This window comes from Kribbella sp. NBC_00662 (assembly GCF_041430295.1).
Taxonomy (GTDB): domain Bacteria; phylum Actinomycetota; class Actinomycetes; order Propionibacteriales; family Kribbellaceae; genus Kribbella.
In genome coordinates this window covers 2,762,715-2,780,291 of record NZ_CP109029.1, presented here as the reverse complement: position 1 = coordinate 2,780,291, position 17,577 = coordinate 2,762,715, and the positions used below count along the sequence as shown (strand labels likewise).

Annotated in this window: 14 protein-coding genes; 8 read left to right on the top strand and 6 right to left on the bottom strand. The window is 67.8% G+C overall.

The window, feature by feature from the left end; translation table 11 throughout:
- Positions 1–5: 5 nt before the first annotated feature.
- Entirely contained in the window at positions 6–1,550 is a 1,545-nt protein-coding gene (locus tag OHA10_RS14105) for a cellulose binding domain-containing protein (protein WP_371406644.1), read from the top strand.
- A gap of 35 nt (positions 1,551–1,585) precedes the next feature.
- Here the strand turns inward: OHA10_RS14105 and OHA10_RS14100 are convergent, their stop codons facing one another.
- Both OHA10_RS14100 and OHA10_RS14095 read right to left on the bottom strand, forming a co-directional pair.
- Positions 1,586–2,371, bottom strand: a complete 786-nt coding sequence (locus tag OHA10_RS14100) for a hypothetical protein (RefSeq protein WP_371406643.1) — start codon at positions 2,369–2,371, stop codon at positions 1,586–1,588.
- An 88-nt stretch (positions 2,372–2,459) separates the two neighbouring features.
- Entirely contained in the window at positions 2,460–3,347 is an 888-nt protein-coding gene (locus OHA10_RS14095; RefSeq protein ID WP_371406642.1) for a LysR family transcriptional regulator, read from the bottom strand.
- A gap of 71 nt (positions 3,348–3,418) precedes the next feature.
- Here OHA10_RS14095 and OHA10_RS14090 point away from each other — a divergent pair, with 71 nt between their 5' ends.
- Positions 3,419–4,624, top strand: a complete 1,206-nt coding sequence (locus OHA10_RS14090; RefSeq protein ID WP_371406641.1) for an MFS transporter — start codon at positions 3,419–3,421, stop codon at positions 4,622–4,624.
- Positions 4,621–5,070, top strand: a complete 450-nt coding sequence (locus OHA10_RS14085) for an aminoacyl-tRNA deacylase (protein WP_137252169.1) — start codon at positions 4,621–4,623, stop codon at positions 5,068–5,070. The genes OHA10_RS14090 and OHA10_RS14085 overlap by 4 nt, the downstream gene beginning before the upstream one ends.
- Here OHA10_RS14085 and OHA10_RS14080 read toward each other — a convergent pair.
- Complete coding sequence (locus OHA10_RS14080) at positions 5,067–5,966, bottom strand: helix-turn-helix domain-containing protein (RefSeq protein ID WP_371406640.1); 900 nt, start codon at positions 5,964–5,966, stop codon at positions 5,067–5,069. The two genes, OHA10_RS14085 and OHA10_RS14080, sit on opposite strands and share 4 nt — an antisense overlap.
- Positions 5,967–5,968: 2 nt before the next feature.
- Positions 5,969–7,648: a chitinase gene (locus OHA10_RS14075; RefSeq protein WP_371406639.1), complete on the bottom strand. Its 1,680-nt coding sequence runs from the start codon at positions 7,646–7,648 to the stop codon at positions 5,969–5,971.
- 404 nt (positions 7,649–8,052) lie between these two features.
- Here OHA10_RS14075 and OHA10_RS14070 point away from each other — a divergent pair, with 404 nt between their 5' ends.
- On the top strand, positions 8,053–8,859 hold the full coding sequence (locus OHA10_RS14070; protein WP_371406638.1) for an HAD family hydrolase: 807 nt from the start codon (positions 8,053–8,055) through the stop codon (positions 8,857–8,859).
- 265 nt (positions 8,860–9,124) lie between these two features.
- On the opposite strand, the gene OHA10_RS14065 is transcribed toward OHA10_RS14070, so the two are convergent.
- Positions 9,125–9,898, bottom strand: a complete 774-nt coding sequence (locus OHA10_RS14065; protein WP_371406637.1) for a cell filamentation protein Fic — start codon at positions 9,896–9,898, stop codon at positions 9,125–9,127.
- A gap of 190 nt (positions 9,899–10,088) precedes the next feature.
- Here OHA10_RS14065 and OHA10_RS14060 point away from each other — a divergent pair, with 190 nt between their 5' ends.
- From OHA10_RS14060 to OHA10_RS14045, 4 genes are all read left to right on the top strand, one after another.
- Positions 10,089–12,311, top strand: coding sequence for a CDP-glycerol glycerophosphotransferase family protein (locus tag OHA10_RS14060; protein WP_371406636.1), 2,223 nt, complete (start codon positions 10,089–10,091; stop codon positions 12,309–12,311).
- Between the two features lie 129 nt (positions 12,312–12,440).
- Positions 12,441–14,111 carry an arginine--tRNA ligase gene (argS, locus tag OHA10_RS14055; RefSeq protein ID WP_371407940.1) on the top strand — a complete coding sequence of 557 codons (1,671 nt, stop codon included), beginning with the start codon at positions 12,441–12,443 and terminating at the stop codon, positions 14,109–14,111.
- A gap of 16 nt (positions 14,112–14,127) precedes the next feature.
- Positions 14,128–15,180, top strand: a complete 1,053-nt coding sequence (locus tag OHA10_RS14050; RefSeq protein WP_371406635.1) for an alpha/beta hydrolase — start codon at positions 14,128–14,130, stop codon at positions 15,178–15,180.
- Between the two features lie 36 nt (positions 15,181–15,216).
- Positions 15,217–16,188, top strand: a complete 972-nt coding sequence (locus OHA10_RS14045) for a GNAT family N-acetyltransferase (RefSeq protein ID WP_371406634.1) — start codon at positions 15,217–15,219, stop codon at positions 16,186–16,188.
- On the opposite strand, the gene OHA10_RS14040 is transcribed toward OHA10_RS14045, so the two are convergent.
- A complete protein-coding gene (locus tag OHA10_RS14040; RefSeq protein WP_371406633.1) occupies positions 16,163–17,554 on the bottom strand; it encodes an FAD-binding oxidoreductase in 1,392 nt (463 codons plus the stop codon). The two genes, OHA10_RS14045 and OHA10_RS14040, sit on opposite strands and share 26 nt — an antisense overlap.
- Positions 17,555–17,577 lie beyond the last annotated feature (23 nt).

The window sequence follows — 17,577 nt, the reverse complement described above, 5'->3', positions numbered from 1 at the left end:
GCATCATGAAACGACGCATCACTCTGGCGATTGCGGCCATCTCGGCCGTGGTCATCGCTCTGCTGACCGCACAGGCGGCCAGCGCGGCAGGAGTCTCTGCCACCTTCACCAAGGTGTCCGACTGGGGCAGCGGCTTCGAGGGCAAGGTGACTGTCACCAACGGCACCACCAGTTCCCTCAGCACCTGGTCGGTCGCGCTGGACTTCCCGTCCGGCTACACCGTCACGAGCACCTGGGACGCCAATCACACCAGCAGCGGACAGACGCACACGTTCACACCGCCGAACTGGGCCGGCCCGCTCGCGCCCGGGGCCAGTGTCAGCTTCGGCTTCAACGGCAGCCCCGGCAATTTCGGCGGTCTCGCCGCATGCCGGTTGAACGGCGGCTCGTGCTCGGGCGGCGGTGGCGGCACTGTCCCCGGTGCACCCACAGGCCTGTCCGGTACTGCGTCAGGCACGTCGGTCAACCTGTCCTGGTCCGCTGCCTCAGGCGCCTCCAGCTACAACGTCTACCGCAACGGCACGAAGGTCGGCTCGCCCAGCGGCACGTCCTACACGGACTCCGGCCTCAGCGCGAACACGTCGTACTCGTACCAGGTGAGCGCATCCAACAGCGCGGGTGAGGGACCGAAGAGCAACACCGTCTCGGTCACCACGGGCACCGGTGGCGGCAACACCGGCTCCAAGCAGGCCGCGCCGTACCTGTACATGGGATGGGGCGACCCGCCGAGCCCGTCGACCGTGATGAACGCAACCGGGATCAAGTGGTTCACCATGGCGTTCGTCCTCTCGGGCGGCGGCTGCAGCCCGGCCTGGGACAGCACGAGGCCGCTCCAAGGCGGTGCGGATGCCAGCGCGATCGCTGCCATCCGGGCCGGCGGCGGTGACGTCGTACCGTCGTTCGGCGGCTGGAGCGGCAACAAGCTCGGCCCGAACTGCAGCACCCCGGAGGCATTGGCCGGCGCGTACCAGCAGGTCATCAGCGCCTACAACCTGAAGGCGATCGACATCGACATCGAGAACTCCGACGAGTTCGAGAACGAGGCCGTGCAGGACCGGATCCTGACCGCGCTGAAGATCGTCAAGCAGAACAATCCCGGGATCCAGACCATCGTCACGTTCGGTACGTCGACGACCGGTCCGACGTACTACGGCAACCGGCTGATCGACCAGTCGAAGGCGCTCGGCGCGAACATCGACATCTTCACGCTGATGCCGTTCGACTTCGGCAGCTCGAACATCTACAACGACACGGTCGCCGCGTCCCAGGGCCTCAACAACAAGCTGAAGTCGACCTTCGGCTGGTCCACGGCGGAGGCGTACGCACACCAGGGCATCTCCGGTATGAACGGTCTGTCCGACCAGCAGGAGATGACCTCGACCGCGACCTGGCAGAACATCACCAACTGGGCGAAGAGCAACGGGCTCGGCCGGCTGGCGTTCTGGTCGGTCAACCGCGACCGCGGTTGCGCCGGCGGCGGGGTGGTCTCGAACTGCAGCGGCATCGCGCAGGGCGACTGGGACTTCACCCGCATCACCGCAGGTTTCTAGGACAGGTCCCGGCTGGGCGCGGCAGGAAGCCGCGCTCAGCCGGCCTTGATCGCTTCGATGATCAGGCCGTTGCGGGCGTTGCGCCCGAGCGGGATCGACGGGTGCAGGCCGTCGCGGAGGTAGCGGGCCAGCCGGTTCGGGCTGGAGGCCAGGTGCTCGGCCCAGTGAATGATCCGCAGGTTGTCGTAGCGGCGTGCGGCCTCGGCGAGCTGCAGGTTGATCCAGGCGCTGTTGCGCTGGTCGGCGACCTTGATCTCCGGGATGAACGCAGTACGTGCGGCCTGGACATTGACCCAGTAGACGGTCCGCTCCGGGCCGGCGATCTGCATGGTCCGGTCGACCTGCGCGGCCACCGCGGGCGGCGTGAAGATGTCGTTGGACCCGACCGACATCAGGATCCGGTGTGGCAGCCCGTAGTCCTGGGCCCAGGTGTCCAGCGCGTCGACCGCGGGGGTCACCGGACGGCCGGCCCAGTTGTGCACGGCCGTCATGATGCCGAGCTGGGCCAGTTGGCGGGCCAGCGCCGGTCCGTCCTGGACGCCGATGCTGTCGCCGAACATGAAGACGCCGTCGTTCTCCCGCGTCCGGCGGATCTGCGCCTCGTTGGAGATCGCACGTGCCTGGCGCTCCCACGCGCCGAGCACACCTGAGCCGTAGTTGCCCAGATAGGCCAGGCCGGTCGTGCCGTCGGTCCCCGACTGCGGGGAGACCGGGACCGCCTCGGCCGCGGACGCTGCCGCAACCGTCGACGCAGCCGCCGCCGTCCCAGCTGCGAACAACAGCCGGCGACTCGGCCGGAACGAACCCAGGCGCTTCCTCACGCAGGAAAGAGTGCGGTGGAAAGGCCTCTCACTGCAAGTCGACACCTGGAAAATTGGACGAACGCTACGGAAGTCGTTGTCATCACAGTCAGCTGGACGTGACCGGCCGGGATCGGACGAACGTCCGGAAACGCTCCGCCGCGGGCGTCAACGGCGTACTCAGTCGCCAGGACATCCCGATCTCCCGACGGGCCTGTACGCCGGACAGCGGGATGGACACCGCACCGCTGTCGTTCCCGCGGACCGCACCGGCCGGGAGGATCGCCACACCGAGGCCGGCGCCGACCAGACTGTCGATCGTCGCAAGGTCCGTCGCTTGGAACGCAAACCGCGGAGTGAAGCCCGCAGCTTGGCACAGCCGGTCCGTCACCCGCTGGAAGCCGAAACCGGGCTGCAGCGCGACGAACGGCTCGTCCCGGACCTCCTCCAACTCCACCCGATGGCGCGAAGCCAGAGCGTGCCCGGGCGGCACGTGCAGACACAGCCGCTGCCGCTCCAGGAGATGCCAGCCGAAGCGGGCGGGGTCCGGCCGTGGCGCGATGATCGCAATCTCGGCCTCGCCGGTCTCGAGATCTTGGACGATGTCATGCGCCGGCTCCTGCCGCAGCGCGAAGTCAATGTTCGGCGCATCCGCGCGGAACGCCTTCAGCAGGTCAGGCATCAGGCTGGTCGCGACGGAGTGCAGGAACGCCAGCCGCACAGTGCCGGACTCCGGGTCGACGAGCGCGTCGATCCGGCGCTTGGCGGTGTCGACCGCCGCCGTCCCGGCCCGCGCGGCCTCCAGCACGAGCCGGCCGTACGGATTCAGCCGCACGCCGCGGCGTTCCCGCTCGAACAACGCCACTCCGAACGCCCGCTCCACCCGCTGCAGCGACCGGGACAGATTCGGCTGGCTCGTCCCCAGGGCAGCGGCTGCCTCGGTCAGGTGCTCGGTCTCCGCGAGTGCGGCGAACCACCGCAGATCTTCGACATGCATACTGAAAGCGTATCGATTTCTGCTGAGATCGACATTTTACGTATCGCACCAAGCGTGCGACCGTCGAAGACATGCACCAGTCCGTCGCTCGCCAGACCGGGTACCTGCCCGGAGACCCGGAGTACCGCAAGCTCTCCATCGCGCTGTTCGCGGCCGGACTGGCGACGTTCGCTCTCCTCTACAGCACGCAGCCGTTGCTGCCCCAGCTCGTCGACGCGTTCCACGTCTCCCCCAGCCAGAGCGCGTTCAGCGTGTCGTTCGCCACGTTCGGGCTCGGTCTCGCGCTGCTGGTCGCCGGTCCGGCGTCCGAGGTTCTCGGCCGGACGAATCTGATGCGCTGGTCGGTCGCGGCGACGTCCGTCTTCGCGCTTCTGAGCGCCTTCGCCCCGACGTGGCACACGCTGCTGGCGCTACGGGGTCTGCAGGGCATCGCGATGGCTGGTCTGCCGGCGGTTGCGATGGCCTATCTGCGCGAGGAGGTGCATCAGGACAGCCACGCGCGGGCCAGCGGCCTCTACATCGCGGGTACTGCGGTTGGCGGCATGGCGGGCCGCCTCATCGCGGGAGGGCTGTCCGACCTCGGCGGTTGGCGGTTCGCGACCGGTGGGATCGCCGCGGTCGGCGTACTGTGCGCTGCGATCGTCTGGCTGCTTCTTCCGGCGTCACGCAACTTCCGCCCGAGCCCGGCGCGGCCGAGCGTGAAGGTACTGCGTGACCCCGCGCTGCTCGCCCTCTACGGGATCGCCGCGACGGCTGTCGGCGCGTTCGTGGCCGTTTACAACGGAGCTGTGTTCCGCCTGTCCGGTTCGCCCTACAAGTTGAGCGCTGGGGCCGCGGGGCTGGTCTTCTGTGTCTATCTGCTCGGGTCAGTGGGCTCGGCAACGGCAGGAACGCTCGCCGACCGCTACGGCCGACGGAAAGTCGTGCCCGTCGGGTGTCTGATCACTCTGGCCGGGGTAGCCATCACGCTGGCCGCTCCGCTGCCGCTGATCGTGCTGGGACTGGCTGTGATGACGGCCGGTTTCTTCGCGGTGCACGGGGTGGCCAGTGGCTGGGTGCCGGCTCGAGCGCATGCAAGCGGAGTAGGCACAGCACAGGCGTCCAGCATGTACCTCTTCTCCTTCTACCTGGGGTCGTCGGTGTTCGGCGGGCTGGCGGGTACGGCGTGGAGTCACGGAGGCTGGACCGGGGTCGCGCTCGAGGCCGGGGCCCTGTTCACGGTCGGACTGGTCCTTTCCGTGCTGCTCAAGCAGACGAATGCGAAACTGGCCAGGTGACCAAGGCGACGGATGCGGCTGACCAGTTGGGGCTCACCTACGAGGTGACCAGGCACGGCCGGGTGAACTCGTTGGAGGAGGCCGCGGCGGCGCGAGGCATCGAGCCGGCCCGGTTGATCAAGACGATCGTCGTACGGCTGTCGGACGACGACTACCGGTTCGTCCTGGTGCCAGGCGACCGCGAGATCGCGTGGCCGAAGCTGCGCGCACTGCTCGGCGTGAACCGGATCTCGATGCCCGACAAGGACACCGCGTTCGACGTCACCGGGTATGTGCGCGGGACGATCACGCCGCTCGGCAGCACGCACGCCTGGCCGGTGATCGCGGACGAGCGGATCACCGGCACGATCTCCATCGGCGGCGGAGACCACGGCGTCGGCATCACCGTGGACGCACAGGCACTTGCCAAGGCTCTGAACGCCACGGTCGCCGACGTCACCGACTAGACGAGCAGACCGCGCTGCCCGGCGCGAAGGCCGGCTTGGAAGCGCGTCGTGGCGTCGAGGGCCTTCAGGATGCGTTGCATTCGGCGTTCTACGGTTCGCTGGGCGACGCCGAGGCGACGGGCTATGGCTTGGTCCGTCAGACCTGCTGCGGCCAGCGAGAGGAGCTGCTGGTCGTCCGACGTCAGCGGGCCTTCTGACACCGATGGGGTCAGCGGACTCGCCTGCTTCCACAAGAGCTCGAAGAGGCGGAGCAGAGCGTCCAGGAGGCTCGACGGACCGAGCTCCACAACAACATCGGCGGCGGTTGGCAAGAGAGCTGTCCGGCGGTCGACGACGACCAGCTTGAGTGGGACGTCGCGAAGCATCCGGCAGCACCCCGCCGACCGCGCCGCTGCCAGGTCGCCGGGCTCCGACAACGACGCCATGTCGTAGATGATCCGGTACCGCACTCCATCAAGCCGGCGTGCGTACGGCGTGCGATCCAGCACGAGTACTTCGTCCTGCGCACACTGCTGCGCCTGATAGAACCGCTGCGCGATCGCCTCGGTGCCCCGGATCACCGTGAACGCATCCGGCTGCCGGAACTCGGCAGTGAGCACCGAAGCACCCAACCGGGCCTCGACGATCGCGGCCTGCTTCCGGAGTGCGAGCAGCTCGACCGCAGCCTCCGGTACTGCGGGCAGGTAGCGGGCCGGACGGCCTGGCGTTCGGGACGCCAGGCCGAGCGACAGTAAGGACCGCAGGTGCCGGCCGACCCGGTTGGCGGGCCAGTCGACGAACGTGGTCAGGTCAGTGGCAGTGGACTCCGGTCGGGCCAGAAGCGCCCGGTAGAGCTGCTCGTCCTCCGAGCAGACACCGAGCGCCTCCAGCACCGGAGCCGGTCGATAGCTGTGCATGATCAGGGCAGCGAGTGCACGTGGCTGCCGACCTGGTTCGCGAACTGGTTGCCGTTCGACGCGTCCCAGTTGGTCGACCAGGTCATCGCTCCACGCAGCGCTGGCCACGGGGAACTCGGCCGGTAGTTGCCGCAGCCGGTGCCCTTGGTCAGGCAGTCCAGGGCGTTGTTCACGACAGTCGGCGAGACATACCCGCTCCCGGCCGCTCGGGACGACGCAGGCAGGCCCAGACCGACCTGGTCGGGACGCAGCCCGCCCTGCAGCATGATGCAGGCCTGAGCGGTGATGAAGTCGACGGAGCCCTGTGAGTAGACCTGTCCGTCGCAGCCGTTCATCGAGCCGGAGTTGTAGTACTGCACGTTGACGATCGTCAGGATGTCCTTGATCGCCAGCGCCAGCTTGAAGTACTCGAACGACGTGCTCTGCATGTCGATCGTCTGCGGCGCCATCGTGATCACCAGTCCGCTGCCGAACTGGCTCTGCAGGCTACGCAGTGCCTGACCCATGTACTGCGCGTTGACGCCGTTCTCCAGGTCGATGTCGATCCCGTCGAAGCCGTAGGCACGCAGTACCGACAACGCACTCGATGCGAAGTTGGCAGCCGCTGTGGGATCGGCGACCGAGATGGTGCCGTTCTGACCGCCGACCGACAGGATGACCTTCTTGCCGGCCGCTTGCTTCGCCGCGATGTCGGCCTTGAACTGCGCGACCGTGTAACCACCGAGCCCAGCACTGTCCAGGTTGAACGTGATGCCACCCGGCCGCGACGCGTCGGCGTCCGCGAAGGCCACCGCGATCAGGTCGTAGGCAGCAGGTACGTCGGAGATCTTCTGCACGGTCGCGCCGTTGTTGAAGTTCTGCCAGTACCCGGTGAGCACGTGGGCGGGCAGGTTGCCGACCGGCGGGTTGGTGCCGCCGTCCGACGTGGTGCCCGACACGGTCGCGCCGTACGGCGAGCAGTTGCCGCTCGGGTCACACGCGCGCACCTTGAACGAGTAGGTCGTCGACGCGGTGAGTCCGGTCGCGGTCCAGCTGGTGACGTTGCCGACGCTCTGCGCGGCCCCGGTCCCGCGGACCACGTCGTAGTGGTCGATGCCGTTCGCGTCGGACGCGGCTGACCAGTTCAGCTTGAGCGAGCTCGAGGTCGGGCTGCCCACTGTCAGACCACCTGGCGTCGACGGCGGCGTGGTGTCCGCAGTACCACCAGGACCATCCAGTACAACGTCGTCGGCCTGGTACGCCGGGAGCGCGTACCAACTATGGACGTAGATCGTCACGGACGTCGCCGAGGCGCCTGTGGTGAACGGCACGGTCAGCTGGCTCCAACCGGAGCTGGTCGTCCACGTACTGGGGCCGCCGTCCACGCCGAGGTAGACATTCGATCCTTTGACCCACGCCGACAGCGTGTACGCCGTATTGGGCTGGACCGCTACGGACTGGGAGCACTTGGCGATGTCGCTCCCGCTCGGCGTCGCCTGGAGGGCGTACGAGCCGGAGTGCGGGGCGGACGTCGTGACGCCGCCGGCCGGACACGACCAGCCGGAGAGCGAACCGGACTCGAAGCCGGCGTTCGTGACGAGATTGGTGGCCGCAGAGGCGGAACCGGGGGCCAGGAAGGCCATGAGCACGGCGAGCAGGCTGATGACGACCGCTGCCTGGGGGCGGTGTGCAGGCGGTTTCATGCTCTACAAAGTGTGACCAGGCGATTACATTGTCAAGACCCTGCATAAAGTGGGAACGCTCTCACGCACAGAAAAGCGAGAATCTTTACGCTTACTTGGCTGAACGGAGAAAGGCGACGGCCCCCGGCGGGGGGGTGACCGGGGGCCGTCTTCGGCCACGGGCTCGGGGGGAGGAGCCGGGGGCCGTTCAGGAGGCGACAGTCTGCCACTGTCAGGGGGTATGTACCCCCCAAGACCAGGCTTCACACATCTCAGTTCGATTTCAACTGAATGCCTGTTGCCCGAGCGCTGGGCGCACCCGGACGGGCGCTTCCAGCCAGTGTCACTGTCACACTGTTGATCAGTCTAACTGGATACCGGCCCAGGCAAAAGCCCGGGTCCCTCGGCGTTTCTCCGAGCTGCCTATGCTCGGTCCCATGGCGCACCCCGGGGCGGCTCGTTCAGCCGCTTTCTTCGATCTGGACAAGACCATTCTGGCGCGCTCGAGCACGCTCGCGTTCTCCCGGCCATTCTACGCCGGCGGGCTGATCAACCGCCGGACCGTACTGCGTAGCGCGTACGCGCAGTTCGTCTACCTGCTCGGCGGCGCGGACCACGACCAGATGGAGCGGATGCGCGAGTACATCTCCGCGATGTGTACCGGCTGGGACGTCGCGACGGTCAAGGCGATCGTCGCCGACACCCTCGACCACATCGTCCGGCCGATGATCCACACCGAGGCGGTCGAGCTGATCGCGCAGCACCACGCGGCCGGCCGGGACGTGGTGATCGTGTCGTCGTCCGGCGCCGAGGTGGTCGAGCCGATCGGCGCGATGCTCGGCGCCGACAAGGTGATCGCCACCCGGATGGTAGTTGCCGACGGCAAGTACACCGGCGAGATCGCCGAATATGCGTACGGTCCGAACAAGGTGACCGCGATCGAGGCCCTGGCCGCTGCCGAGGGTTACGACCTCGCAACCTCCTACGGTTACTCGGATTCGATCACCGACGAGCCCTTGCTGGCCGCCGTCGGGCACCCGTTCGCGGTCAACCCCGACAAGGCGTTGCGCCGGATCGCGGTCGAGCGCGGCTGGCCGGTGCTGGACTTCGCGGAACCGCAACAGCCGCCCCGCACCGGCGTACGACGACCTGCCGTGGCCGCCGGAGTGGTCGCGGCGGTTGCCGCCGGGGCGCTGTTGCTGGCCTCGCGGCGGCGCTCCCGGAGTACCTGAAAGCTGAAGATAGCTTCATTGTTCTCAACTGCATGAAGACGCCGCATCCCCTTCCCAGAAAGGGGTTTCAGGAGTACAAAGGAAGCACAAAGGACTTTCGGGTCCGGTAGAGATTGCACGGCAACCAGGCACCCACGCGGCGACCAGCCCATCCCAAACGGGCAGCGCGACCCAGGCCAGTCCTGTGGCGGCAAACCGGTGCACGCATGGTAACCAGGAGGTTGTGCCAGCGACGGCGTTCTCACTCGAGAACGCCGTTCGCATGTCAGGACACGAGCGGCGAGAGCTCGGCACCTTTTGTCACGACCTCGCAGGATCGCAGCAGCCAATCACGAACTCCGGTCAAACCTTGCACTGCGTAGTCGGTCAGCCCGCTCGCATAGGACGCCTGCAACACATAGTGACCACCCTCGGGCACCGTGACCGCGACCGGGTCGATGCCTCGGGCAACCAATAGGCAGCGTTCGGCGGCCCGGGCAACCAGTCCGTTGGCGCTCGGGAACGGGCGCAGGACGGCGAGCTCGGCGTGCACGATCGCGGCCACGACCAGACCGGGCGCCTTGGTCGGCCGGGTCAGGTTCTGGGCGAGAGCGCTCAACCGCTCCCACATCTCGTCGGCGCCCGGCGCCGGCGGCAGTCCCGGGATGTCGTCGGGCACCGGCTCCCGACTGGTCCGAAGATGGCCCAACTGGTCCTCATCGCTCAGATCGGCCGCGGCCAACTGGTGGAGTCTGGTCCAGACCTGCACGGGCGCCTTGTCCAACTGCGGGGCGAGGGCCATCAGCTCACCGGTCAACCGGACCGCGCCGGAGGCCAGTCCGTCGGCCGCGCCACGGCGTACCTCCTCCGGCGTCGACGTACTGCCGGCCAGCGCCGCGGAGGCGTGGGCACCGCGCAACAGGGCCTCGGCGGTCATGTCCGACCCGACCCGGCGCAACCCCCGGTCCCGCAGCAGCACGTCCACCGCATCCCGAGCCGCCCGCGCCGCCGACCCAACCCCCTCGAGACCGGCCAAAGGCTCGAACACATCACTACTCATGCCCGCAGCCTAGGCCGTGCCTGGCGGCCCCACGTCTACTGTGCGGCACTCGGCACGGCATCTCGCCGCACTGGAGCAAAGGTCATGATGGATCCGCATCGCGCCCTTCGCTCCAGCGCGCCGAGCTACCGCGCCGAGCACCTGCTCGCTACGACGTGGGACCACCAGACACGGCCTAGGATGACGTCGTATGGCGCTCGGCACCGTCCCCAGGTTCAGCATCGTGGTCCCCTGCCATGCCTCGCGGGCGTGGTTGCGGCCGTGCTTGGACTCTGTGTTGAGCCAGTCGTTCACCGACTTCGAGGTGATCGGGGTCGACGACGCGGCACCGGACGGGTCCGGGCGGATCCTGGACGAGTACGCCGCGGCCGATCCGCGGGTGCGGGCGCTGCACCTCGATGAGAACGTCGGGCTCGGGCTGACCCGGAATGCCGGGCTGAAGGAGTGCCGCGGCGAGTACGTGCTGTTCCTGGACGCGGACGACAGCTGGCTGCCCGGCTCGCTGGAGGCGATCGCCGCCCGGATCGACGACACTCGTCAGCCGGACATCGTGATGTTCGACTACGAGCGGATCTTCTGGGACGGCCGGGTGGTCGGCAGCCAGCGGCACGACGCGTTCGCGCGCGAGGGCGCCGGGGTGTTCACCGCGGCCGAGCGGCCGATCTTCCTGACCTTCCTCGAGGTGGTCTGGAACAAGGCGTACCGGCGGGAGTTCCTCACCCGGCACGGCTTCGCGTTCACCTCCGGCTTCTACGAGGACGCGCCCTGGACCTACTCGACGATGCTGACCGCGGAGCGGATCGCCACCCTGGACCGGACCGTCGTGCACTACCGCCAGCATCGGACCGGCGGGAACATCCACGCGACCAGCGGGCGCCGGCAGTGGGACATCTTCGACCAGTACGACCGGGTGCACGCGTTCATCCAGTCCGACCCGGAGCTGGCCGGCTGGCGCCGGTTCGCCTTCGATCGGTCGCTCGACCACATCGTCGCCGTACTCGCGAAGCCCGAGCGGATCGACACCGACGACCGGGCCGAGTTCTTCCACGCGGCCCATGCGTTCGCCAAACGCTGGAAGCCCGAGGGCTACACCGCCGACCGGACGGCTCGTGGCTTCAAACGCTGGCTGCTGATCCATGACGACTACGCGACCTACTCGACCCTGAAGCTGAGCTCGCGGATGCTGCACGGCCAGAGCCCGCGCAAGACGGTCCGCAAGATGATGCGCCGCGGCAAGCTCGACCCGAACCTGGCCGCGTACACGGCGTACTGGTTCAAGCAGTACGCCTGCAACCCGCGAGCGATCTACGAGAAGGCGGCCGAGCTGGCGCCGCACATCCGCGGGGTCTGGGTGGTCGACAACGACCACCTGAGTGCGATCCCCGAGGGGGTCGAGTACGTCGTCGCGGACTCCCCGGCGTACGAGAAGCTGCTCAGCAAGGCGACGTACTTCGTCAGCAACATGAACTGGCCGAAGGAGCTGGAGAAGCGCGAGGGTCAGATCCACCTGCAGACCCAGCACGGTACGCCGCTGAAGACGATGGGCACCGATCTGCGCAACTTCCCGCAGGCCGGCAAGGGCCTCGACCTCGAGGAACTGATGCGCGAGGTCGACCGCTGGGACTACAACCTCTCCTCGAACCGGTACTCGTCCGAGATCTGGGAGCGCACCTATCCGTCGTACTTCGAGGAGCTCGAGTACGGCTACCCGCGCAACGACCGGCTGCTCACCGCGACCCTCGACGAGGTCCGGGCGATCCGCTCGAGTCTGGGGTACGACGACTCGCACCTGGTGATCCTCTACGCGCCGACGTTCCGCGACGGGGTCGACTCGGTCCGGATGCCGACCGGCGTGATGGATCTCGGCGGCACCGGTATCCGGCTCGACCTGGACCAGTTGGCGAACGCGGCCGGCGACCACGGCCGGGTGCTGGTGCGAACGCACTACTCGTTGTCGAAGGCACCGGAATCGCAGTCCGGCAAGGTGCTCGACGTGTCCCGGCACCCGCGGGTCGAGGACCTGATGCTGGCGGCCGACGTACTGATCTCGGACTATTCGTCGATCACCTTCGACTACGCGAACCTGGACCGGCCGATCCTGCTGCACGTCGAGGACCAGGATTTCTACAACGGCCGGCGCGGGACGTACTTCGACGTCACCGACTTCCCGCCCGGCGTCGTGGCGCGGTCGTCCGAGGAGCTGTTCGCCGCGTTGCGGAACGGGACGTTCGCCTCGCCGGAGGCGGCCAAGCACCGGCACCTGTACCGCGAGAAGTTCTGTGAGTTCGACGACGGGCAGGCGGCGGAGCGCGTCGTACGACGGGTCTTCCTGGGCGAGACCGACGTGCCGGCGATCGTGCCGTTGGCCGACCGGTCACCCGCGCCGTCGGCGTACTTCATGCATAATGGGTGACATGTCGATCAGCCTGAAGGTCTCCCACGCCCTGCGCGTGAGCTTCAGCCTGCGACGACGACGCACTGTCTGAACACCCCAGCCTGTTCCAGTCGCGTCTCCTCGAAGGACCCCGTTATGTCCGCAGTTCTGCCTGTCCTTGCCACCAGACTGTCCGCTGCCGCCGAGGCCGCCTTCGGCACGCCGTACGACCCCGAGCTGAGAGCGGCGACCAAGCCCGAGTTCGGCCACTACCAGAGCAATCTCGCGCTCAGAATCGGCAACGCACAAGGCATGCCGCCGCGAGCGGTAGCAGGGCTCATCCTCGAGAAGCTGCAGGTCGATGACCTCTGCGAGAGTCCGTCGATTGCCGGACCGGGGTTCATCAACCTGACTCTGCTGCCGGCGACGCTGGCCAAGGCGGTCAACGAGCCGGAAACCTTTACCAGCAACGGTCAACGGGTCGTCGTCGACTATTCACAGCCGAACGTGGCGAAGCAGATGCACGTCGGCCATCTGCGGTCGACGGTGATCGGCGACGCGCTGTGCAACGTGCTGCAGTACGTCGGGTACGACGTGATCCGACAGAACCACGTCGGCGACTGGGGCACGCAGTACGGGATGATGATCGAGCAGCTGCTCGAGGAGGACGGAACCGCGGAATCCCTTGATCTGGAGGGATTGCAGCACCTCTACGAACGGAGCCGGAAGCATTTCGATGCCGATGGCAACTTCGCCGACCAGTCCAGGCTGCGGGTCGTCAAGCTGCAGTCGGGCGATCCGCAGACACTGGCGAGCTGGCAACACATGGTCGACGTCTCCCTGGACGACTTCGAGAAGGTCTACGCCCTGCTCGGCTCGAACCTCGCACGAGAGGACGTGGTGGGCGAAAGTGCCTACAACCACGACCTGCCACAGATCGTCGCCGAGCTCGACCACAAAGGCCTCCTGACCGAATCCGACGGCGCGATGTGCGCTTTCCTCCCTGGTTTCCTCGGCCGTGACGGCAGTCCGCTACCGGTGATCGTCCGGAAGTCCGACGGCGGCTTCGGCTACAGCGCCACAGATCTCGCCGCGATCAGGCACAGAGTCAGCGCTCTCCACGCCGACCGGATCGTGTACGTCGTGGACCACCGGCAGGCGCTCCACTTCGACATGATCTTCACCCTGGCGCGGACCGCCGGCTGGTTACCACTGACCACACCCGCGGAGCACGTCTCCTTCGGCACTGTGCTCGGGCCGAACGGAAAGCCCTTCAAAACAAGAGCAGGTGGCACAGTCAAGCTGGTCGAGCTGCTCGACAGCGCAGTCGCCCGGGCCGACTCGCTACTGGAGGGCCGGGACGGCGTCGACCGGGAAGCGACCGCACGGGCCGTGGGAATCGGCGCGGTCAAGTACGCCGACCTGTCGAGCGACCGGGGCAACGACTACGTGTTCGACCTGGACCGGATGGTCGCGATGACCGGCAACACCGGACCGTACCTCCAGTACGCGCACGCCCGGCTGACCAGACTCCTGTCCAAGGCCGAGGCGTCAACAGAGGTCACCGAGCTCAAGGACCCGGCCGAGCAGCGGCTGGCCCTCCTGCTCACCGGCTTCGCCGCTACCGTCGAGCAGGTCGCCGAGACGCTCCAGCCGCACAGACTCTGCACCTATCTGTACGACGTCGCGTCGGCCCTCTCCACCTTCTACGAGCAGTGCCCGGTTCTCGGCAGCGAAGGCGCGACCAGAGCAAGCCGGATCGCCCTCTGCACCGCAACCCGCAAGGTGTTGCAGGATGGACTCGGCCTGCTCGGTATCGAGGCCCCCGACGCGATGTGACTCACCGGAGGTACGGATGCTGCCCTGGTCGGCGGAACTCAACGGACGCCTGGATCAACTGACATTCACCAGCGAACTGCTCCGCGGGAACCCGCTCGGCGACCCGCACGAGCGTCCGGTGCTCGTCTACCTCCCACCGGGGTACGACGAGTCGGAGGACCGCTACCCGTCCATCTACGTGACGATGGGGTACACCGGTCACGTCGGGATGTGGTTCAACCGGACTCCGTTCCGCCAGCCGTACCCGGAGCTGCTGGACGCGATGTTCGCGGACGAGAGCGTGCCGCGGGCAGTAGTGGTGTTCGTCGACTCCTGGACCAGGTACGGCGGCAGCCAGTGCCTCGACTCACCGGGCACAGGGCAGTACCAGTCGTACCTGTGCGACGAGATCGTGCCGTGGGTCGACGCGACGTACCGGACCATCGCCGACCGCGATCACCGCGCCGTCACCGGCAAGTCGAGTGGCGGGTACACAGCGATGGTGACGCCGCTGCTGCGGCCGGATGTGTTCGGCGCACTCGCCACCCACGCCGGTGACGCGCTCTTCGACGTCTGCTACCGGCCAGAGTTCCCGGAGCGTGCGCGGACGCTGCGGGACAAGTACGACGGCAGCTACGAGAAGTACTTCGAGGAGCTCGCGACCCGGACCGGTCGTACGACGAACGAGGACCTGCACCTGCTGGAGATGTACGGCTACGCGTCGGCGTACTCCGCGGAGCCCGACGGGACCGTACTACTGCCGTTCGACGACCTGGGGTCGATCGTCCCGGAGGTCTGGGCGCGGTGGCTGTCGCGGGACCCGGTGGAGATGGTCAAGGAACCGCAGTACGCCGAGGCGCTGCTCTCGCTGCGCGCAGTGTGGATCGACGCGGGCAAGCAGGACGAGTACTACCTCGACCTGGGCGCGACCGCGTTCCACCGGGCCGCCCAGCAGGCCGGTCTGCCGGACGGGCGGATGCACTTCGAGCTGTTCGAGGGCACCCACGGCGGTATCGAGTACCGCTACCCGATGGCAGTGCGCTGGCTCGCCGAACAGCTAGGGGGTGTCAGACACCCCTCGGCTAATTGACGTGCCTTGGCACCATGGACGCCGTACCTTCGTCCCATGAACTGGCCGGAGGGGATCCAGGCGCGCCCGATCGACAAGGGTGACGTCGAGGCGTGGGCGGAGCTGATGGCCGCCAAGGAGAGGGCAGACGAGGACGGCGAGAACTTCGGCGCCGAGGACCTCGCCGAGGAGCTGGAGCTGCCGCACCTCGATCTGGCCAAGGACACCATCGGCCTGTGGTCCGGCGACCGGATGATCGGCTACGGCATCGCGCACGTCCGGACGAATGTGGTCGACGTGGACCGGGTCAACACCGAGGGCACCATCGACCCGGAGTGGCGTCGGCAGGGTCTCGGTACGACGCTGATGCGCTGGCTGATCCAGCGCGCCGGTGAGCTGCACACGGCCACTCATCCGGATTCCCCCGGTCTGGTCGGCGCCGGTGCGAGCAGCACCAACACCGGCGCGGACCGGCTGCTGCGCAACCTCGGATTCGAGGAGGCGCGCTACTTCTTCGACATGCGCCGGCCACTCGACCAGCCGGTCCCGGCCGCGCAGGTGCCCGACGGGCTCCGGCTCAGGGCTTACGACACCTCCTACGAGGAAGCGCTGCGGCAGGCCCACTTCGAAGCCTTCTCCGACCACTGGGGCTGGTCGCCGCCGACCACGGAGGCGTGGCGAGCCCGGAACGTCGGATCACGGGCGTTCCGCGGCGCGCAGTCGTACTACGTGCTCGACGGCGACACCGTCGCGGCGTACGTGAACGGTTACGAGTGGGAAGCCGACACCGAGGTGACCGGGGTCCGGGAGCTGTACATCGGCCAGGTCGGCACCCGCCGTGCCTACCGTGGTCGCGGACTGGCCCGAGCGGCTCTGGCGAAGGTGCTCGCCAAGGCCGCGGAGGCGGGATACCAGCGGGCCGCGCTCGGCGTCGACGCCGACAACCCGACCGGGGCCCTCGGTCTGTACGAGGGCCTCGGCTTCGTCACTCACAAGAAGTTCATCAGCTACCAGCTGCCGCTGGATTGATGTTCTGGTTGCGCCGGAACACGTTGTCCGGGTCGTACTTCCGCTTGAGCTCCACCAGCCGGTCGTACTTGTCGCCGTACGACGCCCGGATCCGGTCCGCGTCCGGCTCGGCCATACCGTTCACGTAGCTGCCGATGTTGATCGCGTACGGCTGGATGGCGTCCCAGAACGTCCGCACCCAGGCGCGCTCCGCCTCCAGGGCCTCCGGGACCGGCGCGGTCGCGATGATGAACATCGCGTAGCGCTCGGCCCGTTGCCCGCCGAACGAGGTCGCATCGTCCGCGGTCTCGAGGTAGCCCTGGTCGAGGTGGTAGATCATCGCGGCCGACATCGGCGACGTCTTGTGCACCTGCTGCGAGGTGTACACGTCGATCGCCTCGTCGGACAGCGTCTCGAGGTACGCGCCCTTCTCGTAGTGGTACATGCCCGGGCCGTTCGCCTCGTCGAGCAGCTGCTGTACGGCGACGTACGGCATCGGCGTGACGATCTGGAACAGCGGCGGCATCGCCTCTTGCAGCCGGGCCACCGCCTCGGCGTGCTGCTCGGGCGAACCGAACCCGACCACCACCAGGGCGAACCCTGGCTTGAAGTGGTGCTCCTCCGGGACGAACGGCGCCGGCGGCGCGTTCAGGGCGGCGATCACCACGTTGACCTCACGCGGCAGCGCCGGGATCACCTCGCGGGCCGCCCGGAGCAGCTCCGCACCCTGGTCCTGCCCCCAGAACGCCAGGCCGAAGTTCACGATCGGCCCGGCCGGGTGCAGCCGGAACTCGAACTCCGTGACCACGCCGAAGTTGCCGCCGCCGCCCCGCACAGCCCAGAACAGGTCCGGGTTCTCGTCCTCGGCGGCACGCAGGATGCTCCCGTCCGCGGTCACCAGCTGGACCGATTCCAGGTTGTCGATGGTGAGCCCGTACATCCGGGTCAGCCAGCCCATGCCGCCGCCGAGAGTGAGTCCGCCGACGCCGGTGTGACCGATCAGCCCGGCCGGTACGGCGAGGCCGTGCTCCTGGGTGGCAGCGTCGAGATCACGCAGCAGCGCACCGCCGCCGACGCGAGCCCGCCGTGCCTCGGGATCGACCGTGACCTGGTTGAGCCGACTCAGGTCGATCATCAGTCCGCCGTCGACCGACGACAGTCCGGCAATGCTGTGGCCGCCACCCCGGACGGCGATCTCCAGTCCTTCCGCCACCGCGTAGCGCACGGCTGCCTGCACGTCCTCGGCCGAATGAACCTGGGCGATCACCGCCGGCTCCCGGACGTGCTCTGCGTTCCACAGCCGGCGTGCCGCGTCGTACCCGTCGTCTTCCGGTGCGAACACGGTCCCGCTCACGGCCGCGCGCAGTTCCCCCACAGTCTGCGTCATTCCAGTCCCCTCCCCGATGTGTT

Bases quoted from the DNA above. Each gene is read 5' to 3' on its own strand.
- OHA10_RS14105 (WP_371406644.1), top strand. From the start codon at position 6: ATGAAACGACGCATCACTCTGGCGATTGCGGCCATCTCGGCCGTGGTC.
- OHA10_RS14095 (WP_371406642.1), bottom strand. From the start codon at position 3,347: ATGCATGTCGAAGATCTGCGGTGGTTCGCCGCACTCGCGGAGACCGAG.
- OHA10_RS14090 (WP_371406641.1), top strand. From the start codon at position 3,419: ATGCACCAGTCCGTCGCTCGCCAGACCGGGTACCTGCCCGGAGACCCG.
- OHA10_RS14080 (WP_371406640.1), bottom strand. From the start codon at position 5,966: ATGCACAGCTATCGACCGGCTCCGGTGCTGGAGGCGCTCGGTGTCTGC.
- OHA10_RS14075 (WP_371406639.1), bottom strand. From the start codon at position 7,648: ATGAAACCGCCTGCACACCGCCCCCAGGCAGCGGTCGTCATCAGCCTG.
- OHA10_RS14070 (WP_371406638.1), top strand. From the start codon at position 8,053: ATGCTCGGTCCCATGGCGCACCCCGGGGCGGCTCGTTCAGCCGCTTTC.
- OHA10_RS14065 (WP_371406637.1), bottom strand. From the start codon at position 9,898: ATGAGTAGTGATGTGTTCGAGCCTTTGGCCGGTCTCGAGGGGGTTGGG.
- OHA10_RS14060 (WP_371406636.1), top strand. From the start codon at position 10,089: ATGGCGCTCGGCACCGTCCCCAGGTTCAGCATCGTGGTCCCCTGCCAT.
- OHA10_RS14050 (WP_371406635.1), top strand. From the start codon at position 14,128: ATGCTGCCCTGGTCGGCGGAACTCAACGGACGCCTGGATCAACTGACA.
- OHA10_RS14045 (WP_371406634.1), top strand. From the start codon at position 15,217: ATGAACTGGCCGGAGGGGATCCAGGCGCGCCCGATCGACAAGGGTGAC.
- OHA10_RS14040 (WP_371406633.1), bottom strand. From the start codon at position 17,554: ATGACGCAGACTGTGGGGGAACTGCGCGCGGCCGTGAGCGGGACCGTG.